This window comes from Hymenobacter psoromatis, from assembly GCF_020012125.1.
In the GTDB taxonomy this organism is placed as follows: Bacteria; Bacteroidota; Bacteroidia; order Cytophagales; family Hymenobacteraceae; genus Hymenobacter; species Hymenobacter psoromatis.
In genome coordinates this window covers 4,695,811-4,720,354 of record NZ_JAIFAG010000001.1, presented here as the reverse complement: position 1 = coordinate 4,720,354, position 24,544 = coordinate 4,695,811, and the positions used below count along the sequence as shown (strand labels likewise).

At 63.3% G+C, this 24,544-nt stretch carries 21 protein-coding genes; 12 read left to right on the top strand and 9 right to left on the bottom strand.

Going from position 1 to position 24,544, the window contains the following annotated elements:
• Positions 1–4 precede the first annotated feature (4 nt).
• From lepB to LC531_RS20455, 3 genes are all read left to right on the top strand, one after another.
• Positions 5–1,159, top strand: coding sequence for a signal peptidase I (gene lepB / locus LC531_RS20465; protein WP_223653593.1), 1,155 nt, complete (start codon positions 5–7; stop codon positions 1,157–1,159).
• A gap of 185 nt (positions 1,160–1,344) precedes the next feature.
• On the top strand, positions 1,345–1,839 hold the full coding sequence (locus LC531_RS20460; RefSeq protein WP_223653591.1) for an HNH endonuclease: 495 nt from the start codon (positions 1,345–1,347) through the stop codon (positions 1,837–1,839).
• Between the two features lie 317 nt (positions 1,840–2,156).
• A complete protein-coding gene (locus tag LC531_RS20455) occupies positions 2,157–3,161 on the top strand; it encodes an SDR family oxidoreductase (RefSeq protein ID WP_223653589.1) in 1,005 nt (334 codons plus the stop codon).
• An 84-nt stretch (positions 3,162–3,245) separates the two neighbouring features.
• Here LC531_RS20455 and LC531_RS20450 read toward each other — a convergent pair whose 3' ends face one another.
• Complete coding sequence (locus tag LC531_RS20450; protein ID WP_223653587.1) at positions 3,246–3,755, bottom strand: Dps family protein; 510 nt, start codon at positions 3,753–3,755, stop codon at positions 3,246–3,248.
• A 175-nt stretch (positions 3,756–3,930) separates the two neighbouring features.
• On the opposite strand from LC531_RS20450, the gene LC531_RS20445 reads away from it, so the two are divergent.
• Positions 3,931–4,815, top strand: coding sequence for a class I SAM-dependent methyltransferase (locus LC531_RS20445; RefSeq protein ID WP_223653585.1), 885 nt, complete (start codon positions 3,931–3,933; stop codon positions 4,813–4,815).
• A gap of 125 nt (positions 4,816–4,940) precedes the next feature.
• Positions 4,941–5,891: a Ppx/GppA phosphatase family protein gene (locus LC531_RS20440; RefSeq protein ID WP_223653582.1), complete on the top strand. Its 951-nt coding sequence runs from the start codon at positions 4,941–4,943 to the stop codon at positions 5,889–5,891.
• A 20-nt stretch (positions 5,892–5,911) separates the two neighbouring features.
• Here the strand turns inward: LC531_RS20440 and LC531_RS20435 are convergent, their stop codons facing one another.
• The gene (locus tag LC531_RS20435; protein ID WP_223653580.1) at positions 5,912–6,997 is read right to left on the bottom strand and encodes a zinc-binding metallopeptidase family protein; all 1,086 of its coding nucleotides are present in this window, start codon (positions 6,995–6,997) and stop codon (positions 5,912–5,914) included.
• Positions 6,998–7,217: 220 nt separating this feature from the next.
• On the opposite strand from LC531_RS20435, the gene LC531_RS20430 reads away from it, so the two are divergent.
• The 3 genes from LC531_RS20430 to LC531_RS20420 all read left to right on the top strand — a co-directional run bounded on the left by LC531_RS20430 (position 7,218) and on the right by LC531_RS20420 (position 10,820).
• Complete coding sequence (locus tag LC531_RS20430) at positions 7,218–8,663, top strand: circularly permuted type 2 ATP-grasp protein (protein WP_223653578.1); 1,446 nt, start codon at positions 7,218–7,220, stop codon at positions 8,661–8,663.
• Positions 8,664–8,797: 134 nt separating this feature from the next.
• A complete protein-coding gene (locus LC531_RS20425; protein ID WP_223653576.1) occupies positions 8,798–9,721 on the top strand; it encodes an alpha-E domain-containing protein in 924 nt (307 codons plus the stop codon).
• A gap of 121 nt (positions 9,722–9,842) precedes the next feature.
• On the top strand, positions 9,843–10,820 hold the full coding sequence (locus LC531_RS20420) for a transglutaminase family protein (RefSeq protein ID WP_223653575.1): 978 nt from the start codon (positions 9,843–9,845) through the stop codon (positions 10,818–10,820).
• Between the two features lie 15 nt (positions 10,821–10,835).
• On the opposite strand, the gene LC531_RS20415 is transcribed toward LC531_RS20420, so the two are convergent.
• The 3 genes from LC531_RS20415 to LC531_RS20405 are packed head-to-tail and all read right to left on the bottom strand — an operon-like array spanning position 10,836 to position 13,941.
• Positions 10,836–12,293 (bottom strand): TonB family protein, encoded by a 1,458-nt coding sequence (locus LC531_RS20415; protein ID WP_223653573.1) that lies wholly within the window; start codon positions 12,291–12,293, stop codon positions 10,836–10,838.
• Positions 12,290–12,721, bottom strand: a complete 432-nt coding sequence (locus tag LC531_RS20410; protein ID WP_223653571.1) for a BlaI/MecI/CopY family transcriptional regulator — start codon at positions 12,719–12,721, stop codon at positions 12,290–12,292. Before LC531_RS20410 ends, LC531_RS20415 begins: the two co-directional genes overlap by 4 nt.
• Before the next feature lie 17 nt (positions 12,722–12,738).
• Positions 12,739–13,941: a hypothetical protein gene (locus LC531_RS20405; RefSeq protein ID WP_223653570.1), complete on the bottom strand. Its 1,203-nt coding sequence runs from the start codon at positions 13,939–13,941 to the stop codon at positions 12,739–12,741.
• Between the two features lie 245 nt (positions 13,942–14,186).
• Between LC531_RS20405 and LC531_RS20400 the strand changes: the two genes are divergently transcribed.
• Positions 14,187–15,248 (top strand): Ldh family oxidoreductase, encoded by a 1,062-nt coding sequence (locus LC531_RS20400; RefSeq protein WP_223653569.1) that lies wholly within the window; start codon positions 14,187–14,189, stop codon positions 15,246–15,248.
• Between the two features lie 109 nt (positions 15,249–15,357).
• Here the strand turns inward: LC531_RS20400 and LC531_RS20395 are convergent, their stop codons facing one another.
• The gene (locus LC531_RS20395) at positions 15,358–15,681 is read right to left on the bottom strand and encodes a hypothetical protein (RefSeq protein ID WP_223653568.1); all 324 of its coding nucleotides are present in this window, start codon (positions 15,679–15,681) and stop codon (positions 15,358–15,360) included.
• A gap of 115 nt (positions 15,682–15,796) precedes the next feature.
• Here LC531_RS20395 and LC531_RS20390 point away from each other — a divergent pair, with 115 nt between their 5' ends.
• The 3 genes from LC531_RS20390 to LC531_RS20380 all read left to right on the top strand — a co-directional run bounded on the left by LC531_RS20390 (position 15,797) and on the right by LC531_RS20380 (position 20,041).
• Entirely contained in the window at positions 15,797–17,275 is a 1,479-nt protein-coding gene (locus LC531_RS20390; protein ID WP_223653567.1) for an alpha-amylase family glycosyl hydrolase, read from the top strand.
• 59 nt (positions 17,276–17,334) lie between these two features.
• Positions 17,335–18,582 carry an alpha/beta hydrolase-fold protein gene (locus LC531_RS20385; protein ID WP_223653566.1) on the top strand — a complete coding sequence of 416 codons (1,248 nt, stop codon included), beginning with the start codon at positions 17,335–17,337 and terminating at the stop codon, positions 18,580–18,582.
• A gap of 109 nt (positions 18,583–18,691) precedes the next feature.
• Complete coding sequence (locus LC531_RS20380) at positions 18,692–20,041, top strand: alpha-amylase family glycosyl hydrolase (RefSeq protein ID WP_223653565.1); 1,350 nt, start codon at positions 18,692–18,694, stop codon at positions 20,039–20,041.
• A 165-nt stretch (positions 20,042–20,206) separates the two neighbouring features.
• Here LC531_RS20380 and LC531_RS20375 read toward each other — a convergent pair whose 3' ends face one another.
• From LC531_RS20375 to LC531_RS20365, 3 genes are all read right to left on the bottom strand, one after another.
• Positions 20,207–20,359 (bottom strand): hypothetical protein, encoded by a 153-nt coding sequence (locus LC531_RS20375; RefSeq protein ID WP_223653563.1) that lies wholly within the window; start codon positions 20,357–20,359, stop codon positions 20,207–20,209.
• A 155-nt stretch (positions 20,360–20,514) separates the two neighbouring features.
• Positions 20,515–21,177 carry a response regulator gene (locus LC531_RS20370; RefSeq protein ID WP_223653562.1) on the bottom strand — a complete coding sequence of 221 codons (663 nt, stop codon included), beginning with the start codon at positions 21,175–21,177 and terminating at the stop codon, positions 20,515–20,517.
• Between the two features lie 184 nt (positions 21,178–21,361).
• A complete protein-coding gene (locus LC531_RS20365; RefSeq protein ID WP_223653561.1) occupies positions 21,362–24,403 on the bottom strand; it encodes a sensor histidine kinase in 3,042 nt (1,013 codons plus the stop codon).
• Positions 24,404–24,544 lie beyond the last annotated feature (141 nt).

The following is a 24,544-nucleotide window of genomic DNA, read 5'->3' as shown; positions in this document are numbered from 1 at the left end:
TTTCATGCTGCTTCGCAAAGCCGACCCCACTGCCCCGCCTAAACCGCCGAAGAGTAAAAGCCGCGAGTGGGTTGACTCGCTGCTGTTTGCCGTTATCGCGGCCACGCTCATCCGCTGGGCCACGTTTGAGGCATACGTCATCCCGTCGCCGAGCATGGAGCACTCGCTGCTAGTGGGCGACTACCTCTTCGTGAGCAAGCTGCACTACGGGCCCCTCACGCCCCAAACGCCCTTGCAGGTGCCCCTCACGCACCAAACAGTGCCGATTCTCAACGTGAAGAGCTACTCCGATGCCATTCAACTGCCGACGTATCGCTTTCCGGGCTTCAGTTCCATTAAGCGCAACGACGTGGTGGTGTTTCACGTGCCGCACGAGCAGCAGTACCCAGCCGACCTGCGCACCAACTACATTAAGCGCTGCATCGCCATTGCGGGCGACACGCTGGAAATCCGCAACGGCCAGATTTTTCTGGATGGCAAGCCCGGCACCATTGGCGGCTCGCCCCAAACCACGTACTTCATGGCCGTGGACACGCCCAACGACGAGGTGCGCCAGGCCCTGCACGACCAAGGAGTAGTGGACTACGACCAGCCCGACGGCATTCCGGGGGCCAGTACCGACCCCGAAACGGGTAAGCTAGGCTACTACATCAGCTGCCCGGCGGCCGTGGCCGATTACTTTAGAAAGCAGCCCTACGTGAAGGCGCTGACCGTGACCGCACCGGCCGTGCAGCTCTTCCCCGACGTGGCCGATTTTCACGTGTCGGGAGCTGCGAGCGCGGTGCAGCGCAAGTGGCAGCTCGACAACTATGGCCCGCTGCCCATCCCCAAAAAGGGCCAGACGATAGCGCTCTCGCCCGGCAACGCCGCGATTTACTACAAAATCGTGAGCCAGTACGAGCACAACAAAAATATCACCTGGAGCCCCAGCGGCATGATTTTGCAGGATGGCAAGCCGCTCACCAGCTACACCATCAAGCAGAACTACTACTGGATGATGGGCGACAACCGCCACAACTCCGAGGACTCGCGCTTCTGGGGCTTCGTGCCCGAAGACCACGTAGTGGGCAAGGCCGTACTCATCTGGCTCTCGCTCGACCCCTTCGGCGACTTCTGGCACAAGGTGCGCTGGAACCGCCTGTTCCACACCATTCAGTAGGGCGGGGGTAGGGCGGACTTTTAGTCCGCGTTTGAACGATGGACGAACGGTGCGGGCGCGGACTAAAAGTCCGTGCTACTGCGCGCTACATTGCCCTGCCCCCGAGTGAATCATTCGGCTGGCGGCTTTTGTTGTTATGCCGATTAGCTAGTAGCTTGCAGTCTGCTAGTTTTCGCCTACCGTATATGGACCAGAAAGTGCTTGTACTCAATGGCGATTACACCGCCATTACCTTATGCAGCGTGCAGAAGGCGTTCGTTCTATTGTTTTTGGATAAAGCCGAGATGGTGGCTAAGTCGGAGCATGGCACCCTCCGCACCGTCTCACAGGCCTATCCCAAGCCGAGCATCATCCGGCTGGCGCGCTACGTGCGCGTGCCCTACAAGGGCATCGCGCTCAGCCGCCACAATATTTTCAAGCGCGACCAGTACGAGTGCCAGTACTGCGGCTCGACCAAAGTGCTGACCCTTGACCACGTATTGCCCCGCTCGCGCGGCGGCGACTCGGGCTGGACCAACCTCGTCACGGCCTGCTCGCGCTGCAACCACGCCAAGGGCCAGCGCACGCCCGCCGAAGCCAACATGCCGTTGCGCAGCCAGCCCAAAAAGCCTACCCTCGCGGGCTTCCTCAAGCTCTCGGCCGGCACCCTCGACCAGAACTGGCACGCCTACCTGGGGTAGGGAAGTCGGCTGAGGATGCGCTGAGCTAGGCGCTTATAGCCCTGCTTGCCGACTAGCAACTTCGAGCAACATATCACCTTAAAAGGGGCATCTTCTTCGGAAGGTGCCCCTTTTTTTGGCAGGAGCAGCTTCGCTAGCAGCCGATAGTACGGGGAGTAAGCGTCGACCCAGCCAAGCTCCGCAGTAGCAACTGCGGGTTTTGAATGTCGTATGAAAGGCCGCTTCGGGTAGCTGCCGCTTGGCTCGCTGGTGCCAGTGGGGGTAGGCAGCTTCCCGAAGCGCTAGTATTCCCGCAGCTTTTCAACCCTACATTTTCAATGGACAAGGAAAATAATTTCAGCCGCCGCCAGATACTGGGTGGCTTAGGGGCCAGCCTAGCCGCCGCGGCCGTGTCGCCGGTGCTAGCCGCTCAAAGCGATGCTCCGGTGAACCCGCCGGCCGCGCCGCTCGTTGACCCCACCACCAAATACCCCCGGCCGCCGTTTCAGGGACAGTCGCAGCCCTTTCCGGGGCTAGCCAGCCAAATGACGCCCCGCCCCGACCACGGCGAAACCAGCTACAAGGGCTCGGGCCGCCTGGCCGGGCGCAAGGCGCTCATTACCGGGGGCGACTCGGGCATGGGCCGTGCCGCCGCCATCGCCTATGCCCGCGAAGGCGCCGACGTGGCCATCAACTACCTCCCGGCCGAGGAGGCGGATGCCAAAGAAGTGATTGCGCTCATCAAAGCGGCGGGCCGCAAGGGCGTGGCCATTCCGGGCGACTTGCGCGAGGAGGCTTTTTGCCAAAAACTAGTGGCCGAAGCCGTGCGCCAGCTCGGCGGGCTCGATATCGTGGTCAGCAATGCGGGCCGGCAGCAGCAGCACGCCTCGATTCTGGACCTCTCGACCGAGGATTTTGACGCCACGATGAAGACCAACATCTACGCGCCCTTCTGGATTATCAAGGCTGCCCTGCCGCACATGCCGCCCGGCTCGGCCATTATCGGCACGACTTCCGAGCAGGCCTACGACCCTTCGGCAAATCTGTATGATTATGCCCAGACCAAGGCCGCGACTATGAACTACGTGAAGTCGCTGGCCAAGCAGCTCGCTCCCAAAGGCATTCGGGTGAACGGCGTGGCACCGGGCCCCATCTGGACGCCCTTGCAGGTAGCGGGCGGCTCAACCCAGGAAAACCTCAAGGATTTTGGTGGCAAAACGCCCATGGGCCGGCCGGGGCAGCCTGCCGAGCTGGCTTCCATCTATGTGCAGCTGGCCGCCAGCGATGCCAGCTACGCTACTGGGCAGGTATACGGCTCGGCCGGCGGCGGGGGCCAGCCGTAATTTACTAGCTACCAGCACACAAAGAGGAGGGCTGGCCGGTGTTATCACCGGCCAGCCCTCCTCTTTACTTTTTGTCTAGGCAGCTTAGTTGACGTCGCGGCTGGCCTCAAACAGGAACCAAGCCCGACGCTCGCCCTCGTCGATGTACACTTCGAGCAGGCTGGCGGTGGCTACATCCTTAATATCATCAGCGATTTCGTGCGCCTCGCGCAGCCCTTTTACTAAGGTGCGGTTGTCGTTTTGCAGGTCGATGAGCATATCCAGCGGATTCTCGTACACGTCATCGTTATCCTTGATGCGCTGCTTGCGGCCAATCTCCCCAATGGAATGCACCGTGGGGTAGCCCAGCTTCCGCACGCGCTCGGCGGTAGGGTCGATGATGGCAAAAATCTGGTCGGCCTGCTTGTCCAGCATCAGGTGGTAGTCCCGGAAGTGGCGGCCGCTCATGTGCCAATGGTAATTTTTGGTCTTCACGTACAGCGCGAACAGGTCCGAAACTATCAGGTTAAGGCTGTCGCTTAGCTTGGCGCGGCCGGTTTCGTCAAGGTCCGACGGGGTATGTAGCAGCTTGGGTTTTTCGAGGGAGGTAGCCATAGAAGAGGGGGTTGATTGGAAACGTGGGAGGGAGCGGCCTGGTGAGCGGGCCGTGCCTATCCTAGCTTACGCAAGCCAGCCTGGGTGGTTTAAGCAAATCGAATTAATCTAAATTTTACACGACCGTCCCCGACCTTTGCCGGCCCGGCCGCCGGGTCTTTATCGTTTTTAGCGCGTGTACGATTTCCTGACTACCTCCCCCTGGCCCGACTACGAGCTGCTCGACAGCGGCCATTTCCAGAAGCTGGAGCGCTTCGGGAAGTACGTGCTGGCGCGCCCCGAGCCGCAGGCCATCTGGGACCCCGCCCTACCCCCCGCCGACTGGCATAAGGCCGATGCCACCTTCGCCCGCACCCCCGGCAGCACCGAAAAAGGGCATTGGAGCCTGCAAAAAGGGATGCCCGAGCAGTGGGTTATCGGCTACGAGCGGCCCGATGGGCTGCGCCTGCGGTTCCGGCTGGGGCTGTCGTCGTTCAAGCACGTAGGGCTGTTCCCGGAGCAGGACCCGAACTGGCAATTCATTTATAACCAGACCAAAGCGCGGCGCGCTACCCTGCCGCGGGTGCTCAACCTGTTTGCCTACACTGGCGCGGCCACGCTGGCCGCCCGCGCCGCTGGGGCCGATGTCACGCACCTGGATTCGGTGAAGCAGGTCAATTTCTGGGCCCGCGACAATATGGAGGCCAGCGGCCTCGACGGCGTGCGCTGGCTGGTGGAAGATGCCATGAAATACGTGCGCCGCGAGGTGAAGCGCGGCAGCCAGTACCAGGGCCTCATTCTGGACCCGCCCGCCTACGGCCGCGGCCCCAACGGCGAAAAATGGCAGCTCGAAGATGAGTTGAACGAGATGCTCAAGCTCAGCCAGCAATTGCTGGACCCAGTGGACCATTTCTTCGTCGTCAACCTGTACTCGCTGGGCTTTTCGGCGCTGATTCTGGATAATCTGACCCAGGCCATTTTCCCCGGCCCCAAGGCTGTGCGCGAGTTGGGTGAGATATACTTGCACGACGCCGGCGGGCGCAAGCTGCCACTGGGCACGTTCTGCCGATTCGCCGTTTGAATAACGTCCGTCCTTGCGCGCAACGCGAGGCAATCGCACCCGAACGAGACCCGCACGATTTCGTTCGGGTGCAATTGCTTCACGTTGCTCGCAAGGACAAATCATTATTAAGACTACCATCCTTTATGCACATCCCTACCCTGCGCCGTCGCCTGGCCCTTATCGATATGGGTACCAATACCTTCCACCTCCTAATAGTGGAAGACCGGCCCGGCCAGCAGCCGCACGTGCTGCTGCGCACCAAGGTGGGCGTGCGCCTGGGCGAAGGCGGCATCAGCCAGGGCGAGATTGCGCCCGCGCCCTACGACCGCGCCCTGCAAACGCTGCGCGGCTTTAAGGAAGAGATTGAGCTGCACCAGGCCACGGAGGTGCGCGCCACGGCCACCAGCGCCATGCGCGTGGCCCGCAACGGCCCCGACCTGGTGCGCGACATTCTGAAGCTGACCGGCATTCAGGTGGAAGTAATCGGCGGCGAGCGTGAGGCCGAGCTGATTGCCAAAGGTATTCGCCAGGCCGTGCCGTTGGGGGCTGCCAAGCACTTGCTGATGGACATCGGCGGCGGCTCGGTCGAGTTTATTATTGCCAATGCAGACACCATTTTCTGGAAGCACAGCTTTGAAATCGGTGCGCAGCGGCTGCTAGACCAGTTTTTCCCGAACCCCAGCGGCGTATTTCTGCCCGCGCAGCTGCGGGCCGAGCTGGAGTTTCTGGCCGAGCAGCTGGCCCCGCTCACGGCCGCTGTGGCTGAGTTCGGACCGCTGGCCGGCTTAGTGGGCAGCTCCGGCAGCTTTGACACGCTGGCCGACTTGAGTGTAAACCAGATTCGCCGCGAGGCCGACCTGCCGCCCCACACCGAACTGACTGTGGCCGATTTTGAGCACCATTTCGCGCAGCTCCTCACCCTCAACCACGCCGGGCGCGTGGCCCTGCCCGGCATGTTTCCCATGCGCGCCGATATGCTGGTGGTGGCCAGCGTTATTATTAAATACGTACTGACTACCTACCACTTAACGCAAATCACGACCTCAGCTTTTGCTCTTAAAGAAGGGCTTTTGTCCGAGCTACTGGGGCAGTAGCTCGAAGTTTCCACTTCGAGCTACTGGCTCGATGCCAAGCCCGCCCTACCCCCCGCCACGCGGTGGATGAAGGCCAGCTTATCGGCCACGACTGGGCTGATGAGGAATGGGTAGGAATCAGGCTGGCCCATGCTGCGGTTCAGGCTGTTCATGGCGAAAGTGAGGGGCAGCCACATGTCCATAATCTGCCTGAAATCAGCTAGTTGATACGGGTTTTGCATGGCGGCGCGCCAGCTGGGGGGCGCGCTGGCATCGAGCGGGTCGAGGCGCAGGCCGAAGGCGTGGGCGGTTTGTAGCGTGTCGAGAATGTGCAGGTAGTGCGCCCAGGTTTCGGCCCAGTCTTCCCAGGGGTGGCTGCTGGCGTAGGCGCTGATATAGCGCTGCGGCCAGTCGGGCGGCGCGCCCTGGGCGTAGTGCCGTTGCAGCGCCGCGCCGTAATCAGTGCGCTCATCCCCAAATAGTTGGCGAAACTCGGCCAGCGGCGGGGCCTCGGCAATGAGGCGGTCCCAGTAATAGTGGCCCACCTCGTGGCGGAAGTGGCCCAGCACCGTGCGGTACACCTCGTTCATGGCCTGCCGGGCCTGCTCGCGGGCCAGGTCGTCGGCTTCGGCGATGTTGATGGTAATGAGGCCATTATCGTGACCCGTGAGCACGCGCTGGCTGTCGCCGGTGCCTTCGTCGGCCTTAAAGTCAAATTGCAGGCCCTCCTTGGGGTACACGCTTTTGCTCACCACGGGCAGGTGCAGGCACAGCAGGCTATATACCAGGCGGTGCTTGGCGGCTTCCAGGCTGCGCCAACGGCCCAAGTAGCCAAGGTGGCTCAGGTCGGGGATGGTGCGGTTGAGGGCGCAGGCCGCGCAGAAGGGGGTAGGACTACCACTGGGCACCAGCCAGTTACAAACGCCATGCTCATGGTTTGCGCAGTAGGCATACGTGCCGGCCGCGGGCTCGCCAGCCAAGCGAAAGCTATGGCCATCAGGCTCAGCTACCAGGGGCAGCAGCTGCCGCCGGGTGGCCTCAAAACCCAGCGGAAACTGGCATTTTTCGCAGCGGCTGTTCTCAAAGTACAGTACTTGGCCGCAGTGCGTGCAGGTAAAAAGCTTCACGGGAAAAGGAGTTGGCGCGAGCTTGCTCAACGGCCCAGCCGGCCGCTGGGTTGAGTTCGGTGATTATTAAACTATACTAGCAACACGGGTAATTTTTAGGGGGTATCTTTTAAGAAAATTGTGATAATTTGAATTTTTTAGTTGTTTATTTAGGGCCTGACAAGGAACAATAGCTACTTTCTAGGAATATCCCCCTCCTTTCAACCAGCCCTTCTTCTGTATGCCTAATCCGCTCCTTGCTTCTTATCAAAACCAGCCGCAGGTGTGGGACGAGATGTTTCGGGCCGGGGGCGTGCGGGCCGAATACCAGCACTTCGTGGCGGCCATCGAAAACCTGACGGGGGCCGAGATGACCCGTAAGGACGAGTTGGCCAAGAAACTCTTTATGAGCCAAGGCATTACCTTCACCGTGTACAGCAGCGGCGAGGGTATTGAGAAGATTTTTCCGTTTGATATTATTCCGCGCATCATCTCCAATGCCGAGTGGCTGCGCGTGGAGGCGGGCATCAAGCAGCGGCTGAAGGCGCTCAATATCTTTCTCAAAGACATTTACCACCAGCAGTTTATCCTCAAGGATGGCGTGGTGCCGACGGCGCTGGTGTACTCGTGCCCGCAGTTTTTGCGCGAGATGATGCACGTGGACGTGCCCCACGACGTGTACACGCACATTGCGGGCGTGGACTTGATTCGGGACCACGACGGCGAGTTTTACGTGCTTGAAGACAACCTGCGCACGCCTTCCGGCGTGTCATATATGCTGGAAAACCGCAGCATTACCTATCGTATTTTCCCCGACCTGCTGCCCAAAAGCAACGTGCTGCCGGTGAAGGACTACCCCGGTTTGCTGTATCGTAACCTGCTGGCCCTGGCCGACCGCCAGCGCACCGACCCCACGGTGGTGCTGCTCTCGCCGGGCATCTACAACTCGGCGTATTTTGAGCACAGCACGCTGGCCCGCCTCATGGGTATTGAGTTGGTAGAGGGCCGCGACCTGCTGGTGCACAACCACTTTGTATACATGAAGACGACCCGCGGCCTGCAACGGGTAGACGTTATCTACCGGCGCGTGGACGATGAGTTTCTGGACCCGCTGGCCTTCCGGCCCGATAGCTCGCTGGGCGTGCCGGGCCTCTACTGGGCCTACCGCAAGGGCAACGTGGCCATCGCCAACGCGATGGGCAACGGCGTGGCCGACGACAAAGCCGTGTACTGCTACGTGCCCGACATGATTCGTTACTACCTCAATGAGGAGCCGATTCTGAAGAATGTGCCCACCTATCAGCTCGATAATGTCGAGCACCGCGAGTTGGTGTTCAGCCAGATGGAGAAGATGGTGATTAAGCGCACCAACGAATCGGGCGGCTACGGGATGCTCATCGGCAACGCTGCCACGGAGCAGGAAATGGCCGATTTCCGCACCGCCATCACCGCCGACCCGCGCAGCTTCATTGCCCAGCCCATCATCAGCCTGTCCTCTACCCCCTGCTACCTCGACGGCAAGCTCCAGCCCCGCCGCATCGACCTGCGGCCCTTCGCCCTGTGCGGCCCCGATGGCATCGACATCGTGCCCGGCGGCCTCACGCGGGTAGCCCTGCGCGAAGGCTCACTGATTGTGAACTCGTCGCAGGGCGGGGGAAGTAAAGACACTTGGGTGTTAAGTAGTTAGTAGCGCGAAGTTTCTACTTCGTGCGCGAACGCAGCGAGCATCATCGTTCGCCTCGTCCGGTTCCACTTGCTCGCTAACGCTCACGCACGAAGTGGAAACTTCGCGCTACTTCTTGGACAAATGCTCCTTACTATATGTTGAGCCGCGTTGCTGATACTATTTACTGGCTGGCCCGCTACATGGAGCGGACCCAGACCATGCTGCAAGTTATTCGGATTCAGTATATTGCTTCGCAAGATGAGCCGTACTACTGGGGCTGGCAACCGCTGCTACACACCTACGGCGACCTTAGCGAGAAGGAGATTGCCAAGCGTGCGCCCCATACGCCGCAGGTGCTCTACCACTTGCTGTTCGACCGGGATAATGCCGCCTCGGTGTACCGCAACATTGTGCAGGGCCGCGAAAACGCCCGCGCCGTGCAGGACCACATTACCAAGGAAGTGTGGCAGAGCCTGAATGACTACTACCACCTCATCCGGCACGATGCGCTGGCCCACCATACGCTGGGCGAAGACCCCGTGTCGGGCATGGATAATCTCTTGCGGCAGAGCGTATTATATATAGGCACGGTAGAAAATACCATGCCCCGCGACGAAGGCTACCTCTTCCTGCGGCTGGGCAAGTTTCTGGAGCGCGCCCTGCAAACAGTGGACCTGCTACGCCTCAACCAGCACTTGTTTGAGGCCGGGGCGGGCACCAACGGCCACGAGCTGCGCTACCTACTCTATAGTTTGCTGGGCTACGAGCTGTACGTGAAGACCTACCAGGGTGATTTTGAGGCCAATAACGTGCTGGAAATGGTACTTTACAGCCTCAACTTCCCGCATTCGCTGCTCTACAGCCTGGGCCAGCTGCTCACCTATTGCGAGCGCCTGAAAGATAGGAGCCGCCCCGAAAACTACGAGCAGCTGCGCTTCCTTATCGGCAAGGCCCGCACCACGGTGGCTTACAGCACCTTGCAAGCCCAGCAGGCCGGCGGCCTACCCCCCTTCCTGGACCAGGTGCGCGCCGAGCTGCTTGCCATCACGGCCGCCCTCAGCACCTCGTATTTCAGTTAATAGTTAACAGTCATCCCATTAGTAGGACTTATTTAAATCATTTGTCATTGCGAGCGTAGCGCGGCAATGACAAACGATTCCAGGTAAATTCTGTGCTCATTGTTAACTGCTCCTTGCAAACATGTCTTCTTATAAAATTCAGCACCGTACCCGCTACGTATACGCCGCACCGGTTATCGATTGCGCCAATCAGTTGATGATATACCCGCTGCCCGATGAGCGGCTGACCGTGAAGAGCCATGTGGTGCGCATTTCGCAGCACCCGGAGGTGGCGCTTTTTACCGATTATTTCGGCAATCAGGTGGGCGTATTTTCGCTCATTCAGCCCCACGACGAGCTGGTGATTGAGTCATTGGCCGAGGTGGAAACCCACGCCATTCAGTTTCCGATGGATGAGGAAACCGCCGAGACGCAGTGGGCGGCGCTGGCGGCGCTCTGCACCGACGCGGCGTTTATGGATTTTCTGCGGCCGTCCCCGTCCGGCCTCGAAGCGGAGCTGCGGCAGGCGCTGGGTGGCATCGTCACGGCCGGGGCCAAGCCGCTGAAGCAGGCGCTGGAACTATCGGAGTACGTGCACGATAACTTCCAGTATCAGCAAGGCGTGACGAGCATTGAAACGCCGCTGGAAGATATCTGGCGGCTGCGCGCCGGCGTGTGCCAGGACTTCGCGCACCTGCTGCTGCACCTGCTGCGCCTCAACGGCCTGCCCGCGCGCTACGTGAGCGGCTACGTGTGCCCCCGCGAGGAGGGCGTGCGCGGCGCGGGTGCCACCCACGCCTGGGTCGAGGTCTACCTCCCGTTCTACGGCTGGCTGGGCCTCGACCCCACCAACAACTGCATCGTCAACGACGGGCATGTGCGCATGGCCATCGGCCGCCACTTCGCCGACTGCACGCCCGTGAAAGGCACCTACAAAGGTACCGGCGCGCACACCCTGGAAGTGACGGTACACATCGAAAACGGCCACCCCATTGCGGGCAACGACGCGCCCGAAACCCCCATCTACGTGCGCCAGGCCCCTACCCCCATCGCACCCGCCGCCGTCAACTCCTACCGCAAATACCTGGATTGGGAGCAGCAGCAACAGCAGCAGCAATAGACTCGCGCTCCGGCGCTAGTTCTTAATCAGGATGGGCACCGTGAAGCTCACGGCCACGGCTTTGCCCGACTGCTGGCCCGGCACGAAGCGCGGCAGCTTCTGAATGGCCGCCAGCACGGCCGCGTCGAAGGCGGGCGTGAGGCCCTTCACGATTTTCGTATCGCCTACGTTGCCATCGGCTTGCACGATGAAGCTGGCAAATATTCTACCCTCCTGGCGCGGCCCGGCCGGGTACTGGAAGTTGTCCTGAATCTGCTGCACGATGGCGGCCATACCGCTGGTGCCGGGTAGTTGGGGCATCTGGTCCACGTAGGTGTAAATCTGCTCACCGCTGGCCGTAAACTGGGGCAGGGTGAGGGAGGATGTTTTTATTCTCGTGATAATAACCGTAATATCTTCTGGTTTGCCATCTAAGCCATTAACACTGAAATACTGAGCAATACCCGGTTGTAACTTGCCATTGCGCAGCAAATCTTGCTGCTTAGCTTCCCGAACCCTACGGTCCATAATCTCGCTTCTAATCTTCTGAGTCGCCTCATCCGGTACCGGCGAAATTTGCGCCCGTCCGGTTTGCACGTCCATTTTCTGGCAAGCCACTAAAAACAGCCCGCCCAGCACGGGTAAGGCCAGCCACTGTTTCCAGCGGCGCACGGGGGTTTGATTCTGCAACATGGCGAGGCGGGTTAACGTGAAGGAAAAAGTAAACGGTTGAAGCAAAGCGAGGTAGCGGCCGCCCGCCGCACTGCGTAAGGCTAGCCGGGCCAGCAGGGCGGGGTAGGGCGCGGCAGCATTAGCGGGCGCGGCGGGGGTAGGGAAGCGCGCGGCGGCCTGGTCGGCCAGCAGCTCGTGGGTGAGGCGCAGGGCCGGCAGCAGCAGGTGGGCGAAGGGATTGGGCCAGAGCGCGGCCCGCCAGACTTCCAGCCACAGCACGTCGTAGCTGTGGCCCTGGCGCACGTGGGCCAGCTCGTGGGCCAGCACCGGGGCGGCCTCGGCGGGCGTGAGGCCGGCCGTTTCATCCCAGAAAATGGTGCGGCCAAAAGAGCTGGTCGGCAGCCGCCCGCCGGTGCAGGCCAGCGTGTAGCCGGGCCGGGCCTCGCGTGGCAGGTGACGGGTAGCGCGGTGCAGCCGCCAGCCCTGGTAGGCCAGCCGGCCCAGCAGCAGCCCTACCCCCCCCGCATACACCCAAGCCACCCAGCCGAAGCCGCTACCCGCGGCCACCGGAGCCGCGGCGGGCAGCATCAGCCCCGGCAAGGGGGGTAGGGCCGCGCCGGGCGCGCTGCCCCCCGCCAACCAGGCAGGCAGCGCCGGATGCGGCAGCAGCGGCAACGCGGCCGCCAGCACCGGGGCCAGCAGCAGCAGGGCGCGGTTGTAGCCAAAGCAGCGCTCGCGGCGCAGCGCCAGCCGGTACACCAGCCACAGCGCGCCCAGCGGCAGCAGCGTGCCGCCCAGCCAGGTTACCAAAGAAGTAGTCATAGCACAGCGTCGGGTTCGGGTGAGGCAGTTGTTGGGGCTTCGTCGAAGAAGGTCGTCGGCTCGTCGGGCTGCGCCTGACGCAACAGGGCATCGAGCTGGGCGGCATCCAGGTTTTCATCCTGGGCAAAAAAGGAAACCAACTGCCCAAGCGAGCCACCGAAGTAGCCCCGCAGCAGCTTGCGCAGCGAGAAGCGCCGGTAGTCGTCCTGCGCCACCAGGGCGTGGTAGCGGTAGCCGCGCCCCACCGGCTCGTAGCCCACGAAGCCCTTCTGCTCCAGAATCCGCACGATAGTAGACACGGTAGTGAGCGCCGGCAGCGGCGCGGGCAGCGCCGCCCGCAGGTCCTTGACCAGGCTGGGGCCGCGCTGCCACAGCAGCTGCATCAGCTGCTCCTCGGCGCGGGTAAGTTCGGGAAAGGGTGGTTGCATAAGGGAGGGGCAGAGAATTAATGTACAGTCAGAGTTTGTTGCCAGCACCGGCGACCGGGCGCGTCGCGCACTTCGGCCACGTAGGTGCCGGGTAGCAGGGTAAGGCTGACAGTCCGCTCGCCAGGGCGCAGGCAATGCACGGCCACGGGTACAGCCCCGCGCTGGATTTGCTTTTCGCGCTGCTCATATACCAGTAGCACTTGGGGTTGAGGCCGTAAGCTATCGGCCGGGATGAGACAGCGGGTTAGCCGGGCGGCCCGGTCGCCAAAGCCATTGCCGGTGCCGGCCAGACTCAGGCGGTTGAGCACGTAGAGGTCGCAGGTGAGCGCCCGGTTGGGTAAGCTGGCCGAGGGTACCAGATAGGCTCCCGATGGCAGCCGCGACCAACTGGCCGAACTGACCTGGGCGGCCTGCGTTTGCTCAATCGTGAGCGGGTCAACACCCGACAGCTTCCGTACCCAGGTAGCCATCGACTGGGCAGAACTGGCCTCGTTGAGGTGGCCGTGGCCGGCCAGTACTACTACCCGCGCCTTAGGGTGAGGCCCCAGGGTGGCAGCCAGTAAGTTGCGCGCTTCGTCCTGCTCGCGGTCCTCACTCATCGCATCATAGGCTACCAGCCGAAACCCGAATTGCCGCGCCCGCCGGATAAGGTTGCCAAAATGAGGCTCGTTTATATAGAAGCCCGTACTGGCTACCGGGTAGCCGCGCCGCCGCAGGCCCGCCGAATCAGTAGCTTCCAGCGCTTCCAGCGCCAGGTAGCGAAATCCCTGCTTATAGAGTGCTGGCAGTAAGCTGCCCACCAGCCAGCGCCCACGCGGCTGGGTATGCTCCTCATTGAACATCACCACTTGCCGCTGGTTGGTTTGGGCCAGGATGGCCGCCGCCGCCGGTAGTGGTGCCTTAGCGGCTGCCGCCAGCGGCTGGCCGTAGCCTGGCTGCTGGTGCCAGTAGTACGCCGCACTATCTACTTCATCCGCCATAGCCGCGTAGGTAGCCAAGGCTTGCCAATAAAAGCCCGCTTGCTCAGTAGCTGGCCCGCGCAAATAAATTAGTCGTTGCTGGCGCAACTCCAGCAGCGGCAGCAGATAGTTGACCGAGCCGGGCGGCCCCACCCGAGCGGCTTTGCTCGCCAGCACGAACGGATTTTCCGGCGCTGGGTCCACCCAGGCAGTGCCTAATAACCCTATACCAAACAGCCAGCCAACCAGATGCCATTTCATATTGCTCTGCTTATAAAAAGCGACCGTATTAATCTGATGCTAAGTACGAGACTTTTTAACGTAAAACTTAGTTAATAACTAATTTTTACGTTAAAATGATTTAACTACTTGATTAACAGCAAGTAATTTTATTACTACTTACCGTCTTTTCTACGCCGGTGATGGCATAGGTAGGTTTGCGTTTCCCAAAATAACCTAGCTGTTTCCCTTCACCAATGGCGGCCTACCAGCTCTTCCCTACCCCCATGACTTTCCCGTACCAACAGCTCTTCACCTTCGCCGAGCAAGTGTTTCTGGCGATGGGCTGCCCGCCCGACGATGCCACACTAGCTACCGAAACCCTGCTTTCGGCCGACTTGCGGGGGGTAGACTCGCACGGCGTGGCGCGGCTCTCGGGCTACGTGCGCCTCTGGGAGGCGGGCCGCATTAATGCCCGGCCGCGGGTGGGCGTCACCTACGAAACGCCCAGCACGGCCGTAGTGGACGGCGACGGCGGCCTGGGCCTGGTAGTTGGCCCCCGTGCCATGCGCGTGGCCCTGCAAAAGGCCGCGCAGGTGGGCACCGGCTGGGTGTCAGTCAAGAATTCCAACCACTTCGGCATCGCGGGCTACCACGCTATGCTGGCCCTGGCCCAGGATATGATTGGCATCGCCATGACCAACGCCTCGCCGCTGGTCGCGCCCACGCATTCGCTCGATAGATTATTGGGTACTAACCCAATAGCCGTGGCCGTACCGGCCGGCGAGCAGCCCGATTTCGTGCTCGACATGGCCACCACCACGGCCGCCAACGGCAAGCTCGAAATTGCGCAGCGCAAGGGCCTGCCCATTCCCGAGGGATGGGCCCAGGACGCGGCCGGCCACCCCAGCCTCGACGCCAATGCCGTGCGGAACGGTGGCGCACTGCTGCCGCTGGGCGGGGCCACCGGCTCGCACAAAGGCTACGGCCTGGGCGCGGTGGTCGATATTTTCTCGGCCGTACTCAGCGGGGCGAACTACGGGCCGTGGGTGCCGCCGTTCGTGGCGTTTTTGCAGCCGCCGGCCGACCCGGTGGGCCAGGGCATCGGGCACTTTTTTGGGGCCATGCGGGTCGATGCCTTCCGGCCCGCCGCCGAGTTTAAAGCCCACATGGACAATTGGATAACCACCTTTCGCCAGGCCCGCGCCACGGCGGGCCAGCACGTGCTCATCCCCGGCGACCCCGAGCGCGAAACTGCCGCCCACCGCCTGCTCAGCGGCCTACCCCTGCTCGATGCCGTAGTGCAGGATTTGGAGGGGGTAGGGGCAAAGTTTGGGGTGAAATTGTAGCGCCACCGGACACACAAAAAGGCCGCCTACTTCTAAGAGTAGGCGGCCTTTTTGTGTGTCCGAGCTATTAGCCAACAGCTATAAATCATCGGCTAATAGCCCAATCAACCTAGCCTTTCAGCTGGCTGGCGGCCGAGCTGAGGGCTTGGCCAAGCTGCATGAGCTTCTCCTTGCTGTCAGCCGTGGCCGACGAGGCAGCCTTGGTGGTGTGCTCGCCCAGGGTACCCAGGGCGCTGGCGATGGTACTGCTGTCGCCGCTCGAAATGGCGGTGTCCAGCTTCTTCAGCTCCGAGCTGATGCCCGATAGCTGCGTGTTGCCTTGCAAGGTCTTAATCCAGCCCTGAATGTTGGGGCCAGCGGCGCCAGCGGCGCTAGAGAGACCGCCTTTCAAGGCGTTAATAGTGGCGTCGAGTTGGCTGGTGGAATCTGCCATGATGGAAAAGGGGAAATGAGGTGAAAATGTAGAGTATCAACCCCCAGCCGGAATAGTTGTTGGCCGAATAACGTGCAACATTCCGGCTTTATCTAAAAAGATATTTTTTTCAATTATGGAACTTATTCAGAAAGCCGGCCCCAATGTCGGGCCCGGCGTAAGTTGCGCCATGATTTGTCGCGCTACCCTGCTGCTGGCTGGCTCCCTGCTGCTGGCTGCCTGCTCGCCCACCGACCCCGCCGCTTCGGCCGACGTGGCCATTCCGGCCGGGTGCCAGCCGGCCGCGCCATTTGTGGTGCGGCACCCGGCCTGGGCCACCAACGCCAGCCTCTACCAGGTAAATGTGCGCCAGTACACGCCGGAGGGCACGTTTCGGGCCTTTGAAAAGCACCTGCCACGCCTGCAAAAAATGGGCGTGAGCATTCTTTGGCTGATGCCGGTGCAGCCCATCGGGGCGGTGAAGCGCAAGGGCACGCTCGGCAGCCAGTATTCGGTGCGCGACTACCGGACGGTGAACCCCGAGTTTGGCTCGCTGGCTGACTTGCAGCACCTTATCGCGACGGCGCACCACTTGAAAATGCACGTCATCCTGGACTGGGTGGCCAATCACACCAGCTGGGACAGTGAGCTTTCCAAAGCGCACCCCGACTGGTTTACGAAAGATGCCAAGGGTAATTTCCGGCCGCCCGTGGCCGACTGGCAGGACGTGATTGACCTCGATTATACCAAGCCCGAACTGCGCCAGTATATGACCACCAGCTTGGTATATTGGGTAAAGGACGTGGGCTTCGACGGGTTCCGCTGCGACGTGGCGGGGCTGGTACCCACTGACTTCTGGAATGACACCCGCGCCGAGCTGGAGAAAATCAAGCCCGTATTTATGCTCGCCGAGTGGGACGAGCTGCATAACCCGCCCTTTCTGAAAAAAGGCGAGTTTACCCCGAATACCCACTTACTGGAAAAGGCGTTTGATGCCACCTACGCGCTGCGGCTGCACTACTTGCTGGATAGCATTGCGCAGGGCCGGCGGCCGGTGGCGGCCCTACCCCCCTACTTCGCGGCCGAGCGGCGGAGGTACCCGACCGGGGTGTATTTGATGAATTTCACCAGCTCGCACGACGTGAACAGCTGGGAAGGGCCGGAAAGCCAGCGCCTGGGGGCCAATGCGCAGGCGCTGGCCGTGCTCGCAGCGCTGGTGCCAGGCATTCCCTTGGTTTACAGCGGCCAGGAAGCGGGCTCAACCAAGAAGCTGCGCTTTTTCGACAAGGATACCATTCAGTGGAACGGCTACCCGCTGAACGCTTTTTACGCCGTGCTGCTGCATTTGAAGAGCGAAAGCGCGGCCCTGCGCAACGGCGATGCCTGCGCCAAATTCACCATCTGGCCCGCGCCGGCCGGCTGCTTCGTGTTTGAGCGCGCCAACGGCGACGGCCAGGCGCGGGTGTGGGTGGCCATCAATTTGAGCGACCAAGCCCAGGCCCTACCCCGCCCCGACGGACTGGTGACCGACGCCTTCGCCGACGTGGGCTCGCCCGTCACGACCCCTACCCTGCCGGTGCCGGCCCACGGCTGGCGCGTGCTCATGACCCGCTAAGCGCCGTAGCTTTTACCCCCGCCGCGTCTTCTGTATTTCACCGTCTACCTCAACCTCCCATGAAACAACTTTTTCTTGTGTGGCTTTTGGCCGGCGCTACGCTGGTACAGGCGCAAACCATTCAGCATAATGCTATTGTAATCGGCCGCGTCGATAGCTTGACTTCAGCGGTGCTAAAGGAGAAGCGCAAAATCTGGGTGTACGTGCCGGCCAGCGCCCACGACCCTTCGTATGCCCAGCAGCGCTACCCGGTGCTGTACCTGCTCGATGGCGATGCGCATTTTGCCTCCGTGATGGGCATGGTGCAGCAGCTTAGCGCGGTCAACGACAACACGGTGTGCCCGGAGATGATTGTGGTGGGCATTCCCAACACGGACCGCACCCGCGACCTGACGCCGACGCATGTGGCCAGCAACCCAGAGATGTCGGCTAGCGAGTTAAAAACCTCGGGGGGCGGTGAAAATTTCACCGCGTTTTTAGAAAAGGAGTTGATTCCCTACGTCGATACCCACTACCCGACCACCCCCCACCGCACGTTCGTGGGCCATTCGTTCGGTGGCCTGTTGGTGATGAATACGCTGCTGCATCACCCCAGCCTGTTCGACAACTACATGGCCCTGGACCCCAGTATGTGGTGGGATGGGCAGAAGCTGCTTCGGGAGGCCCCCGGCCTGCTGACCCAGCCCCAGCTTGCTGGCCGGGCGCTATTCGTGGGCATTGCCAACACGATGCCGACTGGCTTCGACACCGTGCAGGTGCGGAAAGACACTTCCTCAGCCACCGATTTTATGCGCTCTAAGCTGACGTTGCGCGATGAGTTGGCCCGCCACCCTGGCAACGGCTTGCGCGTCATGTCCAAGTACTACCCTACCGATACCCACAGCTCGGTGCCACTACCCGCCACCTACGACGCGCTGCGCTTCCTGTTCCAAGCCTACGCCCCCTCGCCGCAGGTTCTATTTAATTTATTTGAGCCCGGCTTACTACCCAATCCCGCCGCTTTCGTGGAGGCACACTACCAGCGCATATCAGCGGCGATGGGCTACCCGGTACTGCCGCCCGAGCCGATGGTGAACGGCCTCGCCCAGTACCTGCTCCAAAGCAAGCAGCTGGCCCAGGCCCTGGCCATGTTTCAGCTGAATGCGCGTAATTACCCTACCAGTTTCAGCGCCCACGACAGCCTGGGTGATTACTACAGTGCCCAGGGCCAGCCCGCCCCGGCGGCGGTAGCTTACACCAAAGCCTTGCAGCTGAAAGACACCCCCGCTACCCGGCAAAAGCTCAGCAAGCTCCGGGCGAAAAAGTGAGCGCACCGGCCGGCAAACCCCGGCCCGCAGGGCGCATTTTTCAGTTTGCTACCCCCTGCCGCTCGTATGAGGGCCGAAACACGCGCCGCACCGAGCGAGCCTTTACTCTATGACCGACCATCCGCTTGCCTCCCGCTTCGTGGTGCGCCACCCCGAGTGGGCCGCCAACGCTACTATTTACGAAGTAAATGTGCGCAACTACACGCCCGAGGGTACGTTTCGGGCCTTTGAAGCGCACTTGCCGCGGCTGGCTAAGATGGGCGTGGTTATCGTGTGGCTGATGCCCGTACATCCCATTGGGGAAATCGGGCGCAAGGGGGCACTGGGCTCACCCTACGCGGTGCGCGACTACTTTGGAGTGAATGCTGAGTTTGGCACACTGGAAGACTTGCGGCACCTCGTGCAGGCGGCCCACGCGCTGGGAATGAAGGTTATCCTCGACTGGGTAGCCAATCATACCAGCCGCGACAATGCCCTCATCGAGCAGCACCCCGCCTGGTACCAGCACGATGCCCAGGGCCAGCTGGTGCCGCCCGTGGCCGACTGGACCGACGTGGTGGCCCTCGACTATACCAACCCCGAAATGCGCGCCTACATGGTGGAGGCCCTGTGCTACTGGGTGCGCGCAGCCGACGTGGACGGCTACCGCTGCGACGTGGCCGGCTTGGTACCCACCGGCTTCTGGGACGAGGCCCGGCCGGCGCTGGAGGCCCTCAAGCCCGTGTTTATGTTGGCCGAATGGGATGAATTATACCCCTCGGGCGGCCTTACTTGGGAGGAATTTAATTCCGATACCCACCTGCTCGAAAAGGCTTTCGATATGAGTTTCGGCCTGCGCCTGCACTATTTGCTCGACCAGATTGCCGAAGGCAAGGCCGCGCTGGCAGACATTGATACCTACCTGGCCGCCGAGCGCGAAAAATACCCACCTACGGTGTATTTGATGCACTTTACCAGCAACCACGACGTGAACAGCTGGGACGGCACCGAGTACGAGCGCCTGGGCCCGCTAGCCCTACCCTTCGCCGTGCTCACGGCGCTGCTGCCGGGCATGCCGATGCTGTACAGCGGCCAGGAAAGCGGCCTGGACCGCCGGCTGGCTTTCTTCGATAAAGACCCCATCGCCTGGGGCTCCTACCCCCTTCAGGACTTCTATACCAAGCTTTTGCAGCTCAAAAAGCGCCACCCGGCCCTGCGCAATGGCGACCCCGAAAGTCGCTTTCAGCGACTTTCGGGGCCGGCCGGCTTATATGGGTTTATTCGCGAAAAGGCGGGCGCGGCGGTGATAGTACTCCTCAACGCCACGGCCGAAGCGCTGGTGCTACCGGGGCAAAAAATGCCCGTTGCGGCCCAAAAAGGCTTGTTCGATGTGTTCAGCGGCGCGCAGTGTACGCTGGCGCAACTGCCGGCCCGCACGGTGCCGGCCCACGGCTGGCGCGTGCTGCGCACCCGCGATTAGCCCTACCCTCCCCGCCGGGCCGGACGCAAAAAAGAGCGTCGCGCCCCATTAGTAGCGCATCCTGGCCGCAGCTCACGCCTCAGCTCAACAGCCTGGCCAGGATACGCCACCGTGGGTGGCACGACGCTTTTTTGGATGGCCGCCAGGGTGAGGCGGCTCGCTTTCTTACTGGAAGGCGCACGTGGGCCCCAGGCAAGAAAACGCTAGCACGCCCAGTAGGAAAAGCCACCACGACCAGTGCGGGCGCGTGGGGGCCGGGGGGCGAGCAGCCGCGGCGGGCTCCGGGAAGGCCGCCGCGTAGTTGGCACTTGTTAGCATAGCTGAGAAGGATGAGTGGTACACGAGCGGGCTAGCGTCTTGGCCCCCAGGGGGGGTAGGCGGCAGCCCCATCGTCCGTACAAAGGTGGCTGACCTGCTAGCGCGTGGCAATCACATAATGATGTGATTTATAGCGGGCAGCTCCCAGCCTCCGTTCAGTTCAGGCCCTCGCGCAGGGCCTTGCTCACGGCCTCGGGGGCCGAGCGCACGTGCAGCTTTTCGTAGATGTTTTTGATGTGCGAGCGCACCGTATCGAGGCTGATGAAGCAGTGGGCGGCAATCATCTTGTAGCTGTAGCCTTCTACCAGCAGGCCCAAGATTTCGCGCTCGCGGGGGCTGAGGGCGGCCGGCCCGGCCGGGGCCGGCGCGAGGCGCCGCCACCCCAGGCCACCCGGCCGCGCAAACAGCCGCAGCACCTGCCGGGCCACCGCCGGCGTGATGGGCGCCCCGCCCTCGCGCAGCTCCTCAATGGCCTCAAGCAGCCGGGCGGGCGGCGTTTTCTTGAGCAAATACCCATCGGCTCCGGCCAGAATGGCCTCGAACACCCGCTCATTATCATCAAACACCGTGAGCATCACCACGCTCACGTGCGGGGCGGCGGCCTTTATCAGGCGCAGGCCCTCGATGCCCGAGCAGCCGGGCAAGTCAATATCCATCAGCACGGCATCGGGCTGGAGGTGGCGCACATCGGCGGCGGCCTGCTGGCACGAGCCGAAGGCCCCCACCAACACCAGACCGGGCGCGGTGCCCAGCAGCTGACTCAGGCTGGTCCGCAGGTCAGCATTGTCTTCGTAGAGCACCAGGCGCAGGGGTGGCATGGGGGGTAGGGACTTAAATAATAAGGGGAAGATAAGGCTCCTCCCTACCCGGCACAATCACATAAAGGGGTGATTGTGCAGTAGAGATGCGACCCTTCGCGTCTCTCGGTGCCGGAGCGATTATTCAAGCGGGAAGAGCCTGTCTCCACGGGAGAGACGCGAAGGGCCGCGTCTCTCCCGTGCGCTACAGCGGCACGCGCAGCCGCACGGTGGTGCCCTGGCCGGGGGCCGTGGCCAGGGTAAAGTGCCCGCGCAGGGCGGCGGCGCGGGTGCGCAGGTTGGGCAGGCCGTGGCCGCCGCCCAGGGGCGCGGTGGCGGGGTCGAAGCCCACGCCATCGTCGGCCACCAGCAGGTGCAGGTGGCCAGCGGTGTAGGTGAGGTTGACGGTTGCCTGGTGGCAGTGGGCGTACTTGGCCAGGTTGTTCAGCGCTTCTTTATAGAATAGAAAGAACTCGCGGCGGCTTTCCATCGGCAGGCGCAGGGCGGCCACGGCGGGGTCGGCGGTGAAGACCAGGGCCACGCCCTGCACTTCGAGCAGCTCGGAGGCCAGGGCGCGCATCCGGGCCGTGACGTCGGCCAGGCCGTCGTGGGCGGGGTTGATGGTCCACACGATATCGTCCATCGCGTCTAGCATCCGGCGCGACGAGTCCCCAATTTGGTTGAGCAGGTCGGTGACCTGGGCGGGACTTTGGCTCAACTGATGCCGCCGGGCCAGCGCGCTCAGGATGGAAATGCTGCTGAGCGTGGAGCCCATATCGTCGTGCAGGTCGCGGGCAATGCGGTGGCGCACCTGCTCCAGGGCTAGCAGCTGGCGCACCCGCAGCCGGTAGGCCAGCCAGCCGGCCAGCGCCAGCGCCCCCAGCGCCAGCGCCCGAAACCACCCGGTGCGGTACCAGGGCGGGGCCACCAGCACTTGCAGCACCGCCCCGGCCGGCGCGCCCATCGCCCGCACCCGAAACGTGTAGCGGCCGGGGTCGAGGTTGGTGTAGGTGGCCTCGCGGCGCGGGCCGGCCGCCAGCCAGCCGGGGTCGAAGCCTTCGAGCTGATACAGCAGCGGGGCGCGGTCGGCCCGGCGCAGGTCGAGGGCCGCGAACTCCAGGGTGAACACGTAGTCGCGGGGCGAGAGGCGCAGCAGGCGGCGCTGGCCCACGGCCGTGTCGGGCAGGGCCACGGGCTGGTTGAGGCGGCGCAGGCCGGTGAGCAGCACCGGCGGCGGGGCCGGGGGTAGCAGCGCGGCGGCCCGAAAGCCCACTACCCCCTCGGGACCGCCGAAGTAGAGCCGGCCGCCGGGGCCAGCGCTGGCGGCCCCGGCGTTATACTCGTCCTGGGGCAGGCCATCGCGGGTATCGAAAGTCGTGAGCTGGCCGGTGGCGGGGTTGAGGCGGGCCAGGCCCCGGTTGGTGCTGGCCCACAGCGTGCGGGTAGTTGAGTCGGGCAGCAGCCCATACACCACGTCATTGGGAAAGCCCTGCGCCTCGCCGAAGGTGGTGAAGCGACCAGCCCCCGCGTCATCGAGCCGGCAGAGGCCGCCGCCCTCGGTGCCCACCCACAGCCGGCCCGCCGCGTCGAGGGCCAGCGCCCGCACGAAGTTGCTGGGCAGGCTGCGCGCGTCGCGGGCGGAGGCCCGAAAGGTGGTGAAACGGCCAGCCACCGGGTCATCGAGCCGGCAGAGGCCGCCGCCACCGGTGCCTACCCACAGCCGGCCGGCCCGGTCGCGCAGCACGCAGCGCACGAAGTTGTTGGGCAGTCCGCCGGGCCGGCCGGCCTCGCGGCGGTAGGTGGTAAACTCGCCTCGCCCGGCGTTAGCCAGTCGGCATAGGCCGCCCTCGGTGCCTACCCACAGCGCGCCGTCAAGCGGGTCGCGGTAGAGGCAGCGCACGAAGTCGTCGGCCAGCGAGCCGGGCCGGGCCGCCGCGTGCCGAAGGTGCCGGAAGCCCACCGCCCCGGCCGGCCGGTAGTCGAGGCCCTGGGCCTGGGTGCCCACCCACAGCCCGCCGGCCGCATCGGGCAGCACGCAGCGCACGAAGTCGCTGGCGAGGCTGGCGGGGTTGTCGGACTGGTGGCGCAGGCGCTCAGTCACGGCCCCGGTGCGGGGGTTGAGGGCCAGTAATCCCTGCTGCTCGGTGCCGAGCCATAGCGCCCCTGGCGTGGCCGCCACCGCCCACACCGGCCCAGGGGCAGGCCCGGCCGGTAGCCGCCCGAAGGCCGAGGGCCGCACATCGAGGCAGCGCACGCCCGCGTTGCTACCCACCCACAGCTGGCCGGCGCGGTCGGGAGCCAGGGCCAGCACCTCGCCGGCCAGCCGCCGCGCGGGGCGCACGGTGAAGCATTGGCCCGCCGCCCACGACACCAGCTCCGCGGCGGTACCCACCCAGGTCGTGCCCTGGGCATCGGTCCACAGTCCGCGCACGGCCGGGCGGCCGGGCCAGGGCCGCCACCAGGCGCGCGGCGGGCCGGCCGGGGGCAGGTAGCAGAGCGCCCCACCTTCGGTGCCCACCCACAGCCCGCCGCCGGGCGCACTGGCCAGGGCACTTACCGGCGCGGAGCCGGGGGGTAGGTAGCGCGGCTCGGGCCGGAGCGCTTGCGCCACCGAATCGAAGCGGCAAAGCTGGCCCTCGCCGGTGCCGGCCCAGAGGGTGCCGGCCGCGTCGCGGGCCAGGGCGCGCACGGCTGCGTGCCGCCCCGCGCTGGCCGCCCCGCCCGGCGCGGTGGGCCGAAAGCGGCGCAGCCGGCGGCGGCTAGGGTCGTAGCACCACAGGCCATCCTCGGTGCCGAGCCAGACGCAGCCGCGCGCATCCAGCAGCAGCGCGTTCACGAAGTAGGTCTGGCCCGAATCGGCCATGATGGGTCCGAAGTGCTCGGTGCGCGGGTCGTAGTAGCTGAGGCCAGTGCCGGTGCCCACCCACAGGCCGCCGCGCCGCGGGTCGGGGGCCAGGGCCCGCACGAAGTTGCTGGGTAGGCTGCCCACGCGCCGCGCATCGGCCCGAAACGTGCGGAAGCTGCTGCCATCGTAGCGGCTCAGGCCGTCCTGGGTGCCGAGCCACAGAAAACCCTGCCGGTCCTGGGCCAGGCACTGCACGGAGTTATTGGTCAGGCCATCGGCGATGGTGAGGTGGCGCCCCGGCGGGGCTTGGGACCGGCCGAGTTCGGCCAGCGCCAAAAGCAGGGGTAGGATAAGCAGCCAGCCCCTACCCCACTGCCCGCCCGCCTGCCGCCGCGTGTTCATTCGCCTGGGGTTTAATTCCTATCGGCCAGGAAGATACAGCTTATAAATTAGGAGTGGCAACGTGGGGCTTATTCCCGTCCGATGCATCCCGCCCAAACCTCATCCACGCCCGTGGCGGCCCGGCGAACGCGGGCACGGCCT